This window comes from Agromyces aureus (genome assembly GCF_001660485.1).
In the GTDB taxonomy this organism is placed as follows: Bacteria; Actinomycetota; Actinomycetes; order Actinomycetales; family Microbacteriaceae; genus Agromyces; species Agromyces aureus.
This window is the reverse complement of record NZ_CP013979.1, coordinates 3173666-3189672: the sequence shown is the minus strand read 5'-3', so window position 1 is coordinate 3189672 and position 16007 is coordinate 3173666. Positions and strand designations below refer to the sequence as shown.

Sequence of the window (16007 nt, the reverse complement as noted above, 5' to 3'; positions counted from 1 at the left end):
ATATGGCGAGGGGGAGCGGTTCGCGTGCCGTGAAGCGGGCGGCGCGATCGGGCGCGCGCTCCGACGAGGCGCCGGCATCGGCCTCCGAGACGCCGGCCGCCGGCCGCACCGGGCAGGTACCGTCGACCGTCGGCACGCCGGCGCTGTCCGGAGCGTGGCCGGCATCCACCGGGTACCCGCCGAGCAGCGCTGCGCCCGCGCTGCGCCCGGAGCGCGTCGTCGCCAGGGTGCGCTCGCACGCGCGCCGGCTGATCCCGTCGGCGCTCCTGCTCATCGTCGTGGCCGGTGCCACGACGTACGCGCTCGGCGTGCTTGCCGACCCGTGGGTGCGGATCGGCGTGCTCGTCGCGGCCGTGCTCGTCGTGCTCGTCGGCTGCCTGCTGCCGCTCATGGCCTGGCTCACACGCCGCACGACCGTCACGACCAGGCGCGTGATCCTCCGGCACGGCGTCTTCTCGCGCGTGCGGCAGGAGCTCCTCAACAGCAGGGCCACGGATGTCGACGTGCGGGCCGGTTGGTTCGCGTCGATGTTCGGCTCGGGCGACGTCCGCATCAACACCGCCCACGACCGCACGTTCGTGCTGAAGGACGTGCCGCGACCCGAACTCGTGCAGGCCGCGCTGCAGGAGCTCATGGATCCGTCGAGCCCCGCGGCGCTCGAGCACCGACGCGCCATGCGAGCGGGCACCGAGGGCGACACGGTCGCCTGGCACCGGCAGTGAACGGGCCGTGCCGAGCCCCGTCTGACGCGGTCGCGAGACGGCTCGCACGCGGCATCCGGTTTCAAGGCTTACCCTAGAAGGTCGGACTCGTGCGCCCCCGAGCGCGAGCCGCCCCTATGGAGGTCACCCGTGGACGAATGCAGGCACGGATTCGAAGCAGGCATGTGCGCCACGTGCTTCCCGCCACCCGAACCGACGCCGCGCCCCGTGGTCGCACCGGTGCGCGCGCCCCGTACGACGACGTCGCTGCGCGGCACGACGACCCGCGCGTCCACCAGGCCGCCGGCACGCGTGCCCGGCACCCGTGCCGCGGCGACGTTCACGCCGATCGACCCGAAGACCGTGCGCATCTACCACGTCACGCACGTCGAGAACCTCGCATCGATCTTCGGCGCCGGCGCGATCCTCGCCGACACCACGGGTGCGCAGCCCGAGGTCGACGTCTCCGCGCCCGCCGCGCGCGAGTTCCGCCGCTCGGCGCCCGTCGAGGGCACCGACAACGTCGTCGCCGACTACGTGCCGTTCCTGCTCTCGACCGACGCCCACGTCTGGGAGGCGCTGCGCACTGGCTCGCCCGACCCCCGCCTGGCCGACAGCGCGGCCACGCGCCCGGCCGCCGACCACGTGCTCTTCGTCACGTCGATCGAGAAGGCCGTCGGCGCACGCACCGAGCAGGTCGGCGCGGTCGCGGTCACCGGCACGGATGTCGCGGCCACCGGTTCGGTCGCCGACTCGGCCTGGCCCGACGTGCTGCGCGCCCTGCAGCGCATCCACCGCGACGAGGATGGCGCCCAGCTGGCGTCCGGCGAGTTCCTCGTGCACGACGCGCTCCCGCTCGAGCGGGTGCTGCTCATCGCGGTCGGCAACGACCGCGTGCGCGACCGCGTGCGGGCGGTGCTCGACACGTTCGACCTGCGCACCCGCGTCGCCGTGCACCCGCCGTACTTCCAGCCCGGGGGCGGCGCGGTCAGCGAGGGCTGAGCGCGGCGGGGCCCTGGCCGTCTGCGGCATCGGGGCCCGCGTTCGTGCCCGGGCCGTCTGCGGCATCCGTGCCGTTGAGGGCCGTGCCGTCGAGGTCCGTGCCGTCGTCCTGCGCCGGCTCCTCGAACAGGGTGCGCTGGGCCTCCTCGACCCGGAGGTTCGAGAGCCCGTCGGCGCGGTGGTGCCCGAAGACCCAGTAGCGGTAGAGCACGAAGCGGAACACCGTGCCGAGCGCGAGCCCCACGACGTTCGTCGCGATGTTGTCGGCCAGGAGGCTCGTGTAGCCGAGCCAGTGGTGGCTGATCCAGAGGCATCCGAGCGCGATCAGCATGCCGCCGATCGAGACCACGACGTACTCGCCGAACTCGCGCAGGTAGTTCTTGCGGCGATGGATCCGGAACGTCCAGTACCGGTTGCCGAGCCAGTTGAACACGATCGCGACACTCGTCGAGATGGTCTTCGCGCCGATCGCCGACTGGGCCCAGTGGTCGTCGCCGAAGACTCCGATGCGCAGCAGGTTGAACAGGGCGACGTCGATCACGAGACCGAGCAGGCCCACGACGCCGAACTTCAGCAGGTACGCGAGCAGGCCGTCCCACAGGCGGGAGAGCGCGCTGCGGAGGCCGGAGGGCGCGTGGGGGGTCGCGTTGCGTGGCTCGTGGTCGGGCACCGGCACATCCTATGCCGACAGCTGGCCGCCTAGACTGGGGGAGTGCCGCGCAGGCGGCTCCGGGAGGTGCTCGCGACACGCGAACCCCCGGATGCACGACCCCTGAGCAGAACCCCTGAACCCGAAGGAGCGACCGCGTGCGAGTCGGAGTGATCGGCGGCGGACAGCTCGCCCGGATGATGATCCCCGCGGCCATCGAGCTCGGCGTCGACATCCGAGTGCTCGCCGAGGCCGAGGGCATGTCCGCGGCGATCGCGGCCGATCGGGTCGGCGACTACACCGACCTCGACACCGTGCTCGCGTTCGCGCGCGGGGTCGACGTCATCACGTTCGATCACGAGCACGTGCCCCAAGACGTGCTGCGCGCGCTCGTCGACGCGGGCGTCGCCGTGCGCCCGGGCCCCGACCCGCTGCGGTTCGCCCAAGACAAACTGCTCATGCGCGAACGCCTCTCGGAGCTCGGCCTGCCCGTGCCCGACTGGGCGCGAATCGAGACGCCCGCCGAGCTCGACGAGTTCATCGCGGCTCACGGGGGCGCGGCCGTCGTGAAGACCCCGCGCGGCGGCTACGACGGCAAGGGCGTGCGGGTCGTGCGCACCGCGGCCGAGGTCGCCGAGTGGTTCGTCGCGGCATCCGAAGACGGTCGTGACGGCGCGCTGCTCGTCGAGGAGCTGGTCGACTTCCGCCGGGAGCTCGCGCAGATGGTCGCGCGGCGCCCGTCCGGCGAGATCGTCGCCTGGCCGCTCGTCGAGACCGTCCAGGTCGGCGGCGTCTGCAGCGAGGTCATCGCGCCCGCGCCGCACTCGGCCGGCAGGATGTCCGACGTCGCCGCCGAGATCGCCTTCGCCGTCGCCGAGGGCCTCGAGGTGACCGGCGTCATGGCCGTCGAGCTCTTCGAGACCACCGACGAACGCATCCTGATCAACGAACTCGCGATGCGCCCCCACAACAGCGGCCACTGGTCGATGGACGGCGCGACGACCGGCCAGTTCGAGCAGCACCTGCGTGCCGTGCTCGACCTGCCGCTCGGGGGCACCGGCACGCACGCCGACTGGTCGGTCATGGTCAACGTCCTCGGCGGCCCGGTCGAGGGCTCGCTCGCCGACCGCTACGCCGCGGCCCTCGAGCAGCACCCCACCGTGAAGCTGCACAACTACGGCAAGGCGCCGCGACCCGGTCGCAAGGTCGGACACGTCACCGCCATCGGCGACGACCTCGACGCCGTCGTCTACGAGGCGCGCGCGGCGGCGGCCGCCTTCCAGGACTGAGCCGGTGCCGGGCCGGCATCGGCGCGCCTGCCGGTGCGCGTCACCGTGCGCGCCCTGCGGCGATCTGCCAGCCGGGCATCCTAAGATCGTCGGGTGACTGCAGCAAACAGCCCGCTCGTGGGCGTCGTGATGGGATCCGACTCCGACTGGAACGTGATGCACGAGGCATCCGCCCTGCTCGCCGAATTCGGCATCCCCCACGAGGTTGAGGTGCTCTCGGCGCACCGCACCCCCGAGAAGATGATCGCGTACGGCAAGCAGGCGGCCTCGCGCGGCCTCAAGGTCATCATCGCGGGCGCGGGCGGTGCAGCCCACCTGCCCGGCATGCTCGCCTCGGTCACCACGCTGCCCGTCGTCGGCGTGCCCGTGCCGCTCTCGCGTCTCGACGGCCTCGACTCGCTGCTCTCGATCGTGCAGATGCCCGCGGGCGTGCCCGTCGCGACCGTCTCGATCGGCGGCGCGAAGAATGCCGGCCTCATCGCCGCCAAGATCCTCGCGACCTCGGACGCCGCGCTCACCGAGGCACTCGCCGCCTACGCCGAGTCGCTCGCCGCGCTCGTCGAGGAGAAGAACGAACGGCTGAAGTCGACCCTATGACGCTCGCCGCAAGCCCGATCAGGTTCCCCGACGTCGCATCGCGCCCGGTCATGACGCGTCGCGCGTGGTGGCTCGTCGTCCTCAACTTCCTCGTGCCGGGCTCGGCGCAGGTGCTCGCCGGAGACCGGCGCCTCGGCCGCTTCGGCCTCGGGGCGACCCTGACGCTCTGGGCGCTCGCCCTCATCGCGCTCGTCGTCTGGCTGCTCTGGCCGACCGTGCTGTACACCGTGGCGTCGACTACCATCACCCTCTGGATCGTTGCGGCGGCCGCGCTCTTCTACGCCGTGCTCTGGGTTGTGCTCACGCTCGACACGCTGAGGCTCGTGCGCCTCGTGAGGACGGCACCGTCGGCACGGGCTTGGGTCGCCCTGCTTTCGATCGCGGTGATGACCGTGGTGTCGGGTACGGCAGCGTATGGTGCGTACGTCGCGACCACCGCGAGCGGGTTCATCTCATCGGTGTTCGTGGCCGGCCCCAGCGAGCCTCCGATCGACGGCCGTTACAACATCCTTCTGCTTGGCGGCGATTCCGGTCCCGACCGCGAGGGCATGCGCCCCGACAGCATGAGCCTCGTGAGCATCGACGCCGAAACCGGCCAGGCCGTCACGATCGGTCTTCCACGTGACTTCGTCGACTTCCCGTTCGATGCGGACTCGCCACTGCAGGCGGTGTACCCCGAGGGCTACGGTGCCGTCGACGGCTGCGAGGTCGACGCGTGCCAGCTCAACTCGGTCTACACCGAGGTCGAGCTGAAGTCGCCCGAGATGTACCCCGATGCGGTGGCGCAGGGGAGTGAGCCCGGCATCGAGGGCATGCGCGACGCGATCGAGGGCATCACCGGACTCCAGATCCAGTACTACGTGCTCATCGACATGCAAGGATTCGAGCAGCTCATCGACGCGCTGGGGGGCATCGACATCAACGTCGAGACCCGCATCCCGATCGGCGGCGACGAGGACAATAACGGCGTCGACGGCTGGATCGAGCCCGGCGAGCAGCACCTTAGCGGATACTACGCACTCTGGTACGGCCGTGCTCGGTACGGCGTGGCCGGTGGTGACTACGAGCGCATGCAGCGCCAGCACAACCTTCAGACGGCGATCCTTCAGCAATTCACACCCGCCACGGTGCTCTCGCAGTTCCAGGGCATTGCGTCGGCAGGCGCAGATACCGTGAAGACAGACATCCCGCAATCGATGCTCGGCTACTTCGTGAACCTCGGCCTCAAGACCAAGGAGTTGCCGATCATCTCGGTGGCCCTCACCCCCGAAAACGGTGTCGATTCGGCCGAGGATCCCGACTACGAGTACGTTCGGCAGCTCATCGCACAAGCGTTGATCCCGCCGACCGCGGAGCCGACCGAAGGCTGATTGACCTGCTCCGGCATGGGCGCCGCGGCTCAGAGGTCCGCGTGCAACTGCCAGATGCGCTCGGCAGAATCGCGCCAGCTGAACGCTCGGGCGCGATCACTCGAGGTCACGGCCAGCCGGTCTGCGAGCGACGGATGCTCGACGACCGCGGTGACGGCCGCGGCCAACCGGTCGACGTACCCGCCTGAACCGACGGTCACCGCGAGGCCTGCCTCGGCTGCGACCTCGAGATGAGTCGCCGTGTTCGAGTGGATCAGCGGGACACCCATGCTGAACGCCTCGATGAGATCGGTCGCCGCGCCGTCCTCGTGGCTGGGCGAGACGATCGCCGTCGCGCCCGCCAGGAGTGCTGCGAGGTCTGCCGGATCCTCGACCTGCACGGCCTGCACCCGGCTGGGGTCGACGCCGGACTCGTCGGCCACGTTCGCGAGATGCACTTCGCCCCACGAGTCTGGGCCGAGCACGACCAACGGAATCGGCGGAACGCCAGGGCTGCCGAGCGCCTCGAGGAGATCGACGAGGCCCGTTGCAGGGGCGAGCGTCGCCGTCACGGCGAGGTACTCGGACGGCAGGCCAAGCCTGGCACGGCGGAGCGCGGCATCCGCACCGTCGACCTCCAGACCCATGCGCGGGGCCGTTCCGATCACGCGCACCCGATCACCGAATTCGGCGATCTCCGCGAGACGCTCGGCCAGCGCATGCGTCGGCACAACGACCGCGTCGGCGTGTTTGCGTGCACGCTTCAGCATGGCGCGATGCCACGCGACGGTGGCGGGCGTCAGCGATTGGGGATTCGTCCACGCCACGAGGTCCTGGACGGTGACGACCACCTGATCGCCCGTGACGGATCGATCGTGTCGTCGCAACGGGGCGAAGAGGCTCGGCGCGTGGATCATGCCGCCGCCCGGAGACGTGGTCAGTCCAAGCTGCCATGCGGCCGTGAGCTCCCGTCTGGCCAGCGACGTCTTGTAGAGCCGCCCGATACCGGGGAACGCCTGCTCCACCCGTTCGTAGTCGATGGTCGGAGATGAAGCCACGATGCCCTCGACCTCGCATCCGCTCGGAGCGCTCTCGATCAACGCCGACGTGAGCGCCCGGGTGTACCTGCCGAGTGGGCCCGGCACTGGGGCGACGACCTGATCGACGATCATCCGGAGCGTGATGGACATGCATCTCCTTCGAGGTCGGGCGCGGCGGCCAGTTCAATCTACCGGGAGCGCCGCTGCGAATCCGACGGGAACCGGTCCCCATGGTCGGCGATGCGCCCGGCGGCAGGGCAAGATGGAATGTCACTCCCACTCCATGATGAGAGCCGTATGAACTCCTCCTCGCTGCCCCCGCGCGTCGTCGCGGTCGTGGTCGCCTATAACCGTCGCGACCTGCTCGTCGAAGTGCTCGACGGACTCGCCGCGCAGCGCACTCCGGTTGCGAAGATCGTGGTCGTCGACAACGCATCGACCGACGACACGATCGACGTCGCGCGCGACGCAGGCGAACTCGTGGACCTCACGACGCTCGCGCGCAACACCGGGGGGGCGGGAGGTTTCGCCGCAGGCATGGCGCTCGCTCTCCAACGCCACGACCCCGAGTGGCTCTGGCTCATGGACGATGACACCGTCCCGACCGAGGGCGCGCTCGAAGCGCTCCTCCGGGCCGTCCAAGGAACCGAGGTCGTCGCCGCCGGATCGCGCGTGATCTGGACCGACGGATCCGAGCATCCCATGAACACGCCGCGCGAGAAGCCGTTCGTCGGCAAGGCCGAGCGGCTCGCCGCGGCGCAGTCCGGGGGCATCGCAGTGCGCAGCACGTCTTTCGTCTCGATGCTCGTGCGCGCCGACATCGTCCGCGAGGTCGGGCTGCCGATTGCTGACTACTTCATCTGGAACGACGACTTCGAGTACTCCACGCGTGTGCTGCGCAGTCGCCGTGGCCTGCACGTTCCCGCATCCGTCGTGGTGCACAAGACGAAGGTGCTCGGCTCGACCGATGCCGACCCCGGGGCGCGCTTCTACTACGAGGTGCGCAACAAGCTCTGGATGTTCCGCCGTTCGCAGAGTCTCTCGCCCGTCGAGAAGGCCGTCTACGGCGCATCGAGCATCCGTCGATGGATCAAGACCTTCCTCCGCTCCGAGGACCGCGCGGTCCTCCGCGACGGCTGGCGGCGCGGCTACCGCGACGGTACCCGCACCAGGCCGCGGCCCAACGCCATGGCGCTCGCCGAGCTCGGCGACGCGAGCGAGGCCGTCCGCTCGCTGGAGGGGTGATGACCGAGCCGTTCGCCTTGCTCATGCCCGTCTACCGCGGCGACGACGCGGCGCACTTCGCCAAGGCATTCGCCTCGAGCGTGACGCAGCAGACCCTGAAGCCCGCGCAGGTGGTGTTGGTCCAGGACGGGCCGGTCGGCCATGAGCTCGCCGCCGCGATCGAGGCGAGCGTCGCGGCATCCGAAGTCCCCGTCGTGCACCACCGCATCGCCGAGAACGTCGGCCTCACTCGAGCGCTGACCGAAGGTCTCGCGCTCAGCGATCACGACATCGTCGCGCGCATGGACGCCGACGACATCTCGCTGCCCGAACGGTTCGCCAAGCAGGTGCCGCTCGTCGAAGCCGGACTCGAGCTCGTCGGCACGGGCATGTACGAGTTTCTCGACGACGACGGCACCATCGTCGGCAAACGCGTGCCCCGCAGCGAGGCCGACGACATCGCCGCCTACTCGCGGTTCCACGACCCGTTCAGCCATCCGACCGTCGTCTATCGCCGATCGGCCGTCGATCGCGTCGGCGGATATCAGCCCATGGGCCTCATGGAGGACTACTGGCTCTTCGCGCGGATGATTGCGGACGGTGCCGCGGTCGGAAACGTTCCCGAACCGCTCGTGATGTACCGGGTCGGTGCCGGAGCATATGCTCGCCGCGGAGGTCGCGCGCAGTGGCGCAGCGAACTCGCGCTGCAGCGCGCGCTCCGTGGCATCCGATTCACCACCCGTGGCCAGTACCTGCGGAACGTGAGCATCCGTGGTGTCTACCGGTTCGTGCCTGAGCCCGTGCGCAAGGCCGCGTACCGGCGGTTCATCGCGCGTTCCGCGAAGGATGCTCCAGCCGCTTCGTGAACACGGTGCTCACGAAGTCGTTCAGGTTGTCGCGACGGGGGGAGCGGCCGACTGCGCTCGGCCAAGCCGAGCGCAGCCTATGCGCGCATCAACGCCACAGCCTCGGCGCTCGCACCGTCGAACGCGACGTTGCCGCCGCGGAGCACAATGCCACGGCTGCAGAGCCGCGAGACCATGTCGAGATCGTGGCTGACCACGACGAGCGTCTTTCCGGCATCGTGGAGCTCGCGGATCCGAGCCAGGCACTTCTCCTGGAAGGGCTCGTCGCCCACCGAGAGGATCTCGTCGATGAGGAGCACATCTACTTCAGTGTGGATCGCAACTGAGAACGCGAGGCGAAGGAACATGCCCGACGAATAGTGCTTGACCTCGGTGTCGATGAACTGCTCGATCTCGCTGAACGCGACGATCTCGTCGTACCGCTCGTCGATCTCCTTCTTCGACATCCCGAGGATCGCGGCGTTCAGGTAGATGTTCTCCCGTCCCGAGAGGTCCGGGTGAAATCCGGCACCGACTTCGATCAGTCCGGCGATCCTTCCGCGGGTCATCACGCTGCCCCGATCGGGCACGATCACGCCAGAGATGAGCTTGAGCATCGTCGACTTGCCAGAGCCGTTGAATCCCATGAGCGCGACGGCTTCGCCCTCCTCGATGGTGAAGGAGATGCCGTCGAGCGCATTGAAGTCGGTCGTGAGTTGCTTGCGCTTCACCGCAGCGAGGAAGGTCTCCTTCACCGAATGCGTGTGGCGAAGCTTGAACGTCTTGTGGACGTCGTCGACGACGACGCTGGGCAGCGCGAGCGAGTCAGAGTACTTGGGCAAAGCGGCCCTCCAGCCGGCGGAAGACGAGCTGCCCGACGAAGAGCAGGATGACGGACGTGACCACGGCGATGCCCGCGAACAGCCAGAGCTCGGGCAGCTGATCGGAGCCCGAGGTGTCGAGCGGCGCCCAGAATCCGTAGTGGAACAGCTCGACGGCCGGCGTCAGGGGATTGAGCAGGTAGAGCGTGAACGCCCAGTCGGGGAGGGTCGAGCGGACCATGCTCAGCTGGTACATGACTGGAGAGGCCCAGACCGCGCACATCACGATGATGTCGACGAAGCTCTGAGCGTCGCGGAAGGAGACGTTGATCGCGCCGAACAGCATTCCCAGCGCGGTGGAGAGCACGGCGACGATCACGAAGCCGAGCAGGATCGCCGCAACGCCGAGCGCGGTCGGCTGCCAGCCGAGGACCGCCGCGATGATGCCGACGACGATCATCTGGGGGAGGGTGTTGATCGCAGCGACGATCATGCTCGAGACGGGGAACATCTCACGCGGCACGTAGATCTTTTTGATCAGCGGGGCGTTGTCGACGAGGCTGCGGGTGCCGTTCGCGAACGCTTCGGTGAAGAAGCTGATGACGGTCATACCGGCCAGCAGATAGAGCGGATACGCGTCGATCGAGTTGCTCAGGCGCAGGAAGACGCCGAGGGCGACGAAGAACACCGCGAACTGCACGAGTGGCTTGACGTACGACCACAGCCATCCCAGCACAGAGCCGCGGTATCTGATCTGCACTTCCTTGCGCACGATGAGCGTGAGCAGATAGCGGTGTTCGAAGACGTCGATGAGTCCGCGACTCACCCCGGGGCGTTGCAGCCCGATGTCGGCGTGGGGGTATCCGCCTGTCATTCGGTTCCTCAGATTCGATCGATCCAGCGCTGAAACTGCGCAGAGCTTCCTAATACTAACCGGCATCGCCTGAGCTCACTTTCCGCCGGTGGTCGGGCGCACCGGAGGCCCCGATAGAATGTGCGGAGTATCCTGCCGGGAGGTCGCGTGGTTGCAGAAGGTACCGCCGCTCCGGCGCGGTTCAACATCGTCATGCGTACGAAGAATCGTCCGCTTCTGCTCCAGCGCGCGCTCGACGACGTGCTCGCGCAGAGCGCCCAGGACTGGGTGCTGACGCTGGTGAACGACGGCGGCGACTTCGCCTCGGTCGACGCACTGGTCGACGACCGGTCAGACCGATTCGCCGGACGAGTTCGCGTGATCCACCACGAGGCGTCGGTGGGCATGGAGGAAGCCTCGAACGTCGGTGTGCGGTCCCTCGAGAGCACCTTCGTCGCGATCCACGACGACGACGACACCTGGCACCCCGAGTTCCTCACGTTGACCGGTGCGAGGCTCGAGGCGGATCCGTCGGCGGTGGCCGTCGGCGTCCGGACGGAGATCGTGTGGGAATCTCTCGACGGTCAGACGGTCCGTGAGGACGGGCGCGAGACGTTCCTCCCCGAACTCAGGCAGATCACGCTGTTCGATCTCATGCGGTTCAATACCTGCGTCCCGATCTCCATGCTGTATCGGCGGACCTCGCTGATCGACGTCGGGCTCTTCGACCGGCGGCTCCCGGTTACCGGGGACTGGGAGGCGAATCTCCGGCTGGCCGCGCGCGGCGAGATCGACTTCGTGCCCGCACCCGCCCTCGCGTTCTGGCATCAGCGTCCGAACGCGCACGGCGACGCGGGCAATTCCGTGGTCGCGCTCCGCGACGACCACCGCCGGTACGACCGGATCGTCCGGGATCGCGCCCTGCGCGACTACGTCGCCGCCGAAGGCTCGGGACTCCCGCTGTACCTCACCCGACTCCTCGATGATCGATTCGACGAACTCGCTCGTCGGCTGGATCGGCTCGAGACCATTGCCGGAGACACGGCATTCAGACGAGCGAAGTCGCGCGTCAAGCGCGTGCTGGGGCGAGGCTAGATGGCTGAGGAATCCGACCTCACCGTCGTGTTCCACGTCGGGGACGAACGGCGCCTCGCCCTGCCTTCGCTTCGTTCGCTCGAACGAGCCATCGCCTTTGCCGCCGCCCGCGACATCCAGGTCGAGGTGATCGCGGTGGGTGCGAACGGTCAGTTCGCGGATCGCTCGGGCCGGGCGTTCACGCTGGTGCACCTCGAGGGGCTCTTGGGCGAGCCCGCGTCTGCGGCCGTCGTCCGAGGCATCGAGGCCGCGTCGGGCCGCGTCATCGTGCTGCTCGACTCCGACGTGCTCGTGAGCGCGACCTGGATCGCCTCGGCGTTCGAAGAGGTCGCAGCAGCAGCTTCCGACATCGTGGTCGACTCCGAGTTGCTGATGACTTTCGGCGCCACGCGGGAGGTGGCCGCTCGCCCGCGAGGAGGCGACCGACACGCGGTCGAGGCGCTGGCGGTCACCGATCCATGGGGTTGGCGGATGGCCGGCACGGCCGTTGCGCTTCGCCGCGTCGTCGAATCGACACCGGCATCCTCGCTCCGCGACGCCGGATGGCTGTGGAACGGTCGGATCGCGGCGGATCGCATCGAACGGCGGATCGCGCCGGGGACGGCCCTGATGCTCCGCGAGCCACGAGACCTCGTCGATCGGGACTCCGCGGGGCGGCCGATGATGCTCCGCTCGGAGTGGCTCGCTCGCCGGAGTTCCTCGCAACCGGCTGCGCACGCCGCTACGTCTTCGCATCGCGGCGGCATCCAGGACCGCATCCGACGACTGCCTCGCCCGGCCGCCGCCGTCGCCCGTCTCGCGATCGACACCGTTCGGCCAACGCGCGACGCCTTCCGGCGCGCGATGGCAGCCCGCCGCGGGTCGGCGGTGCCTGAGTGGCTCGTGTCGGAGATGCGCGAGCTCAACCGGCTCGAACCTGCCGTGCCGTTCCCGCGTCCCTCCGCGCTTCGCGAGTATCGGTCGGTCGAGCTCGATGCGATCGAGAATCAGCGAGCTGAGGCGTACTGGCGTGTCCGATCGATGCTGCCCGACGCGGTCGACTACCTGTTCTTCGCGCCATGGGTGCGCACCGGCGGCGGTGATTTCGTTCTGGCACAGTACATCGCCGCCGTGCGTCGCATCGAGCCTACGGCGAGCATCGCCCTGGTGACGACCGAGTTCCAAGAGTCGACCCGGCTCGATCTGCTCCCGCCGGACGTGCATGTTGTCGAGCTTCGGACGGTCGGTTCGGCGGTGGTCGACCGCGCCTGGTGCACCGAGCGGCTGCTGCCGCAACTGATCGCCCAACTCCGGCCGATCACGATCCACGCATTCAACTCGACGATGGCGTTCGACGTCATCGAGGCCCGTGGCGACGAGTTGGCGGCCGATTCGGCCATCTTCCTCTCGACGTTCGTCGTGGATCGCACCCAAGACGGTGAGCGGACGTCGGTCATGTTCTACCGTCGCGATCGCTTCCTCGATCCCGTCACGGCCGTGCTCGTCGACAGCGCGTCATTCGTCTCGACCATGGTCGACGACCTCGGGTACGAATGCGCGAAGTTCCGGGTGCAGCGCAACATCGTCGCCGCGACCGGGCCGACTCCGGTGGCGGCGGTCGGACGCGACCCCATGAGGCCCTTGCGGCTGGTCTGGGCGGGTCGGTTCGATGTGCAGAAGCGGCTCGATCTCCTCGCGGCGGTCGCGAGGGAGATCGCTCGACGGGAACTGCCGGTGGAGATCGACTTCTACGGCGAACAGGTCATGGGCGATTCGGGCCTGGCCGAGCATCTCCTCCAGCTCGAGGAAGCCGGCGCGCATCGGTACCCGGCGTTCACCGGCGGGTTCTCGAGTCTGCCGCTGACCGAGTACGGGGCACTGCTCATGACCTCCGAGTGGGAGGGCGTCCCGATCACCATGCTCGAGGCGATGGGTGCCGGTCTGCCGGTGATCGCTCCGACCGTCGGAGGGGTCGGCGAGGTCCTCACCGAGTCGGTCGGGTATCCGATCGACCGGTTCGACGATGTTCAGGCGTACGTGGCGGCAATCGAATCGATGCTTGCGGACCCGGAGGAGTCCTCGCGGCGCGCGGCGGCCGCGCGTGACGTGATCAGGTCCGAGTTCTCTGCGCCCGCGTTCGACGAGCGGCTGGCGTCGATCCCCGGCTATCTGCGGGGCTCACCGGCCCACTGAGCGCCGAGTCTCGTTGCGCGATTTCCGGTACGGGCAGTGGCGGGATTCCGTGGAACCACGGTTACGGCCGGATGAGCGTCTCGTCGACCAGGCTCGTGAAACTCTCCCACGAGTGATGCTCCACCCCGAAGGCGTAGCCCGTTTCGATGATCCGACGCCGGTCGTCGGGGGAGGTCATGAGGTGTTCGATCGCATCGACGAACCCGTCGGTGTCGTCCGGGCCGAGGGTGAGCAACCCGGTCTCGCCGTCCACGATAATGTCCGGCACACCGCCGACACCCGAGGCGATGACGGGCAGGCTGCTCAGCAGCGACTGCACGAGGACCAACGGAAGGCCCTCCGACTCCGACGTCAGCAGCAGCGCGTGATAGTCGCCGGTCGGCAGCGCACTGATGCCTCCGGAGTACGGACCGCGGTAGGTGACTCCCGCCTCGGCGAAGTCCTTCATCAGGTGGTCACCATGGCCGGAGAGGACACGTTGGCCCCACACGTCGATCTTCGCCGGAATGCCGCGCTCCCGGAGGCTGCGGGCTATGGCCACCACGGCATCCGGCCGCTTCTCCTTGTCGAGACGATGCGGCCAGAGGAGCCGGAACGGCTCAGCGGCGGTGAAGCTGTCGGTCGAATAGGCGCGGCTGTCGCGTCGCAGCTCGGGAATCTGCTCCATGGCCGGTTGGCGGTGGATCTGAACTCGAGGCGGCTCGATGGCGAGGATCTCGCTCAGCAGGCGCGCCGTCGTGGTGTTGTCGGTGATGACGCCGGTCAGATCGTCGAGATACTCGCGCTCGGAGTCGTTGGTGATCGGGTTGACCGGGTAGCCGGGGCCGATGTGGTCGAAGGCGAACAGGGTTGCGAAAACGTGTCGTCCATCGGAAATCTGCGTTCCATAGCGTTCCATAGCCCGAGTGAGGTGGAAGCCGTTGACAGAGACGAGCAGTTTGGGCTCGGAGAGAATGACGATCTGAGCAACGAGCCGAGCGTGTTGTTCGGGCCAGAATGCCGCGGCAATCGGTGAGAGCTGGACGAAATTGACCCCGGTGGGAATCAATTCCCTCTGCGTGTTGTCCGCTAGATCCGTCGCGAGGATCGAGGTCCGTCCGCCGAACTCCGGCGATGCCTCCAGCGCACGCGCGTAGTTGCGAGACACGAGGTCTGCTCCACCAATGCCGACCCACGGAACGACCACAATTGCTCCAGCATGATCGCGGAGGTCATCGAGGGCCTGCTCGAGTGCGTCGGCGTATCCGTCGTCTCGCGGCGCCCAAAGCTCCAGCGTTTCGTAATCGAATGCCGTCCATGAAATCGCCGGATCCAAGTGACTGGCCTCTTCGAAGGCTGTTTTCAAGTGTGCGGTCATCCGGTGGTGCGGCAGTCGCAGTGCGGTTCGATAGGCCCTCCGAACCCCCGTGTAGATCCGGGCACGCTCTTCTGGCGTGAGTCGCCGGGTCAGGCGACGCACCGTTGGGAGAGCCTTTCGGTACGCTGACTGGCCAAGCGAACGTGGTGAGAGCGATCGTCCCGAGGTCGGTGTCGGAGGCCGTACCGGCAGCGCGTTACGCAATGCTTCGAAGTCGAAGGCCGGCAGGATCGACTGCACGTGCCGGACATTGACGCCGCTGCGTGCCTTCACCCGGTAGAAGAACGTCGTCTCAGGTGCGACGTCATGGGCGATGCCTGCTGCGGCCGTGTCGATGTTCCAGATCCAGTCCTCGGGGCCATAGCCGTCGCCCGGTCGGAGCGAACGGAAGGGGATCTCGCGGTAGATCGTCGCCGGGGCCACAGAAGATGACGGCCACTGGTTGTTCCGCACCAGCGCTTTGTAGTCGACGTCGCCGTGGACGGTGGAACGGATCTCCCAGACGATGGAGCGTGCGCCGAAGCTGATGACGCGGTGAGGATGGATGATGGTGCGACCGTCGGATCCGCGCAGCATCCGGACCGAATCGCTGAGATAGTTGCTCGACACTAGGTCATCACCGTCGATGAACGCGACGTAGGTGCCGACGGATGCCTCCGCGCCGGCGTTGCGCGACGCCCCGGACTCGCCGAGGTCGACATCGAGGACGCGAACGGTGAACGACAGGTCCGAGCGGGCGGACCACCAATCCACCTCATGACGTGTCGGCGCATCGGGACGGTCTCGAACCAAGATGAGTTCGACGCTGTCGCCGTTGGCTTGCACCGCATCGATCGCTGCCGCGATGGACCGCACAGTGGGCCGGAGCAGTCGACCCTCCGAGTGTGTCGTGACGATGACGCTGAGCGCGATCGCACCCTCGGCTTGGGGTGTCGGTGGGGTGGAAGTCGGTACTGGCACTCACCAAGCGTAGCCGGGGGTAACTGGGCCGCCGAATCGAACGGGGCCGATGA

14 protein-coding genes are annotated in these 16007 nt (G+C 68.2%); 9 read left to right on the top strand and 5 right to left on the bottom strand.

Annotated features, from left to right (window positions below):
* The first annotated feature begins 2 nt into the window (after positions 1 to 2).
* Both ATC03_RS14290 and ATC03_RS14285 read left to right on the top strand, forming a co-directional pair.
* The gene (locus ATC03_RS14290; protein ID WP_084003517.1) at positions 3 to 722 is read left to right on the top strand and encodes a PH domain-containing protein; all 720 of its coding nucleotides are present in this window, start codon (positions 3 to 5) and stop codon (positions 720 to 722) included.
* 162 nt (positions 723 to 884) lie between these two features.
* Complete coding sequence (locus tag ATC03_RS14285) at positions 885 to 1703, top strand: DarT ssDNA thymidine ADP-ribosyltransferase family protein (protein WP_084003516.1); 819 nt, start codon at positions 885 to 887, stop codon at positions 1701 to 1703.
* Here ATC03_RS14285 and ATC03_RS14280 read toward each other — a convergent pair.
* Positions 1690 to 2373: a GtrA family protein gene (locus tag ATC03_RS14280; protein ID WP_067878465.1), complete on the bottom strand. Its 684-nt coding sequence runs from the start codon at positions 2371 to 2373 to the stop codon at positions 1690 to 1692. The genes ATC03_RS14285 and ATC03_RS14280 overlap by 14 nt on opposite strands.
* A 176-nt stretch (positions 2374 to 2549) precedes the next feature.
* Here ATC03_RS14280 and ATC03_RS14275 point away from each other — a divergent pair, with 176 nt between their 5' ends.
* The 3 genes from ATC03_RS14275 (at position 2550) to ATC03_RS14265 (ending at position 5608) form a co-directional block, all read left to right on the top strand.
* The gene (locus ATC03_RS14275; RefSeq protein WP_232338886.1) at positions 2550 to 3641 is read left to right on the top strand and encodes a 5-(carboxyamino)imidazole ribonucleotide synthase; all 1092 of its coding nucleotides are present in this window, start codon (positions 2550 to 2552) and stop codon (positions 3639 to 3641) included.
* Positions 3642 to 3770: 129 nt separating this feature from the next.
* Positions 3771 to 4238, top strand: coding sequence for a 5-(carboxyamino)imidazole ribonucleotide mutase (gene purE, locus ATC03_RS14270; protein WP_067882257.1), 468 nt, complete (start codon positions 3771 to 3773; stop codon positions 4236 to 4238).
* Positions 4239 to 4453: 215 nt separating this feature from the next.
* Entirely contained in the window at positions 4454 to 5608 is a 1155-nt protein-coding gene (locus tag ATC03_RS14265) for an LCP family protein (RefSeq protein WP_335622238.1), read from the top strand.
* A 29-nt stretch (positions 5609 to 5637) separates the two neighbouring features.
* Here ATC03_RS14265 and ATC03_RS14260 read toward each other — a convergent pair whose 3' ends face one another.
* Positions 5638 to 6777: a glycosyltransferase gene (locus ATC03_RS14260; RefSeq protein ID WP_067878458.1), complete on the bottom strand. Its 1140-nt coding sequence runs from the start codon at positions 6775 to 6777 to the stop codon at positions 5638 to 5640.
* Positions 6778 to 6924: 147 nt separating this feature from the next.
* Between ATC03_RS14260 and ATC03_RS14255 the strand changes: the two genes are divergently transcribed.
* Together ATC03_RS14255 and ATC03_RS14250 are read left to right on the top strand one after the other, a co-directional pair.
* Positions 6925 to 7872, top strand: coding sequence for a glycosyltransferase (locus ATC03_RS14255; RefSeq protein WP_067878455.1), 948 nt, complete (start codon positions 6925 to 6927; stop codon positions 7870 to 7872).
* Entirely contained in the window at positions 7872 to 8717 is an 846-nt protein-coding gene (locus tag ATC03_RS14250) for a glycosyltransferase (protein WP_067878452.1), read from the top strand. Before ATC03_RS14255 ends, ATC03_RS14250 begins: the two co-directional genes overlap by 1 nt.
* Before the next feature lie 77 nt (positions 8718 to 8794).
* Here the strand turns inward: ATC03_RS14250 and ATC03_RS14245 are convergent, their stop codons facing one another.
* Both ATC03_RS14245 and ATC03_RS14240 read right to left on the bottom strand, forming a co-directional pair.
* Complete coding sequence (locus tag ATC03_RS14245; RefSeq protein WP_067878448.1) at positions 8795 to 9538, bottom strand: ABC transporter ATP-binding protein; 744 nt, start codon at positions 9536 to 9538, stop codon at positions 8795 to 8797.
* Positions 9522 to 10391: an ABC transporter permease gene (locus ATC03_RS14240; RefSeq protein ID WP_067878445.1), complete on the bottom strand. Its 870-nt coding sequence runs from the start codon at positions 10389 to 10391 to the stop codon at positions 9522 to 9524. The genes ATC03_RS14245 and ATC03_RS14240 overlap by 17 nt, the downstream gene beginning before the upstream one ends.
* Before the next feature lie 192 nt (positions 10392 to 10583).
* On the opposite strand from ATC03_RS14240, the gene ATC03_RS14235 reads away from it, so the two are divergent.
* Both ATC03_RS14235 and ATC03_RS14230 read left to right on the top strand, forming a co-directional pair.
* Positions 10584 to 11465 (top strand): glycosyltransferase family 2 protein, encoded by an 882-nt coding sequence (locus ATC03_RS14235; protein WP_067882254.1) that lies wholly within the window; start codon positions 10584 to 10586, stop codon positions 11463 to 11465.
* Positions 11466 to 13637 carry a glycosyltransferase gene (locus ATC03_RS14230; RefSeq protein WP_067878442.1) on the top strand — a complete coding sequence of 724 codons (2172 nt, stop codon included), beginning with the start codon at positions 11466 to 11468 and terminating at the stop codon, positions 13635 to 13637.
* 61 nt (positions 13638 to 13698) lie between these two features.
* Here the strand turns inward: ATC03_RS14230 and ATC03_RS14225 are convergent, their stop codons facing one another.
* Entirely contained in the window at positions 13699 to 15954 is a 2256-nt protein-coding gene (locus ATC03_RS14225; RefSeq protein ID WP_074401060.1) for a glycosyltransferase, read from the bottom strand.
* Positions 15955 to 16007: the final 53 nt, after the last annotated feature.

What these genes read in the sequence shown, in the direction of transcription:
- ATC03_RS14290 (WP_084003517.1), top strand. Translation starts at nt 3, where the DNA reads ATGGCGAGGGGGAGCGGTTCGCGTGCCGTGAAGCGGGCGGCGCGATCG.
- ATC03_RS14285 (WP_084003516.1), top strand. Translation starts at nt 885, where the DNA reads ATGTGCGCCACGTGCTTCCCGCCACCCGAACCGACGCCGCGCCCCGTG.
- ATC03_RS14275 (WP_232338886.1), top strand. Translation starts at nt 2,550, where the DNA reads ATGATGATCCCCGCGGCCATCGAGCTCGGCGTCGACATCCGAGTGCTC.
- purE (WP_067882257.1), top strand. Translation starts at nt 3,771, where the DNA reads ATGGGATCCGACTCCGACTGGAACGTGATGCACGAGGCATCCGCCCTG.
- ATC03_RS14260 (WP_067878458.1), bottom strand. Translation starts at nt 6,777, where the DNA reads ATGTCCATCACGCTCCGGATGATCGTCGATCAGGTCGTCGCCCCAGTG.
- ATC03_RS14255 (WP_067878455.1), top strand. Translation starts at nt 6,925, where the DNA reads ATGAACTCCTCCTCGCTGCCCCCGCGCGTCGTCGCGGTCGTGGTCGCC.
- ATC03_RS14250 (WP_067878452.1), top strand. Translation starts at nt 7,872, where the DNA reads ATGACCGAGCCGTTCGCCTTGCTCATGCCCGTCTACCGCGGCGACGAC.
- ATC03_RS14240 (WP_067878445.1), bottom strand. Translation starts at nt 10,391, where the DNA reads ATGACAGGCGGATACCCCCACGCCGACATCGGGCTGCAACGCCCCGGG.
- ATC03_RS14235 (WP_067882254.1), top strand. Translation starts at nt 10,584, where the DNA reads ATGCGTACGAAGAATCGTCCGCTTCTGCTCCAGCGCGCGCTCGACGAC.
- ATC03_RS14230 (WP_067878442.1), top strand. Translation starts at nt 11,466, where the DNA reads ATGGCTGAGGAATCCGACCTCACCGTCGTGTTCCACGTCGGGGACGAA.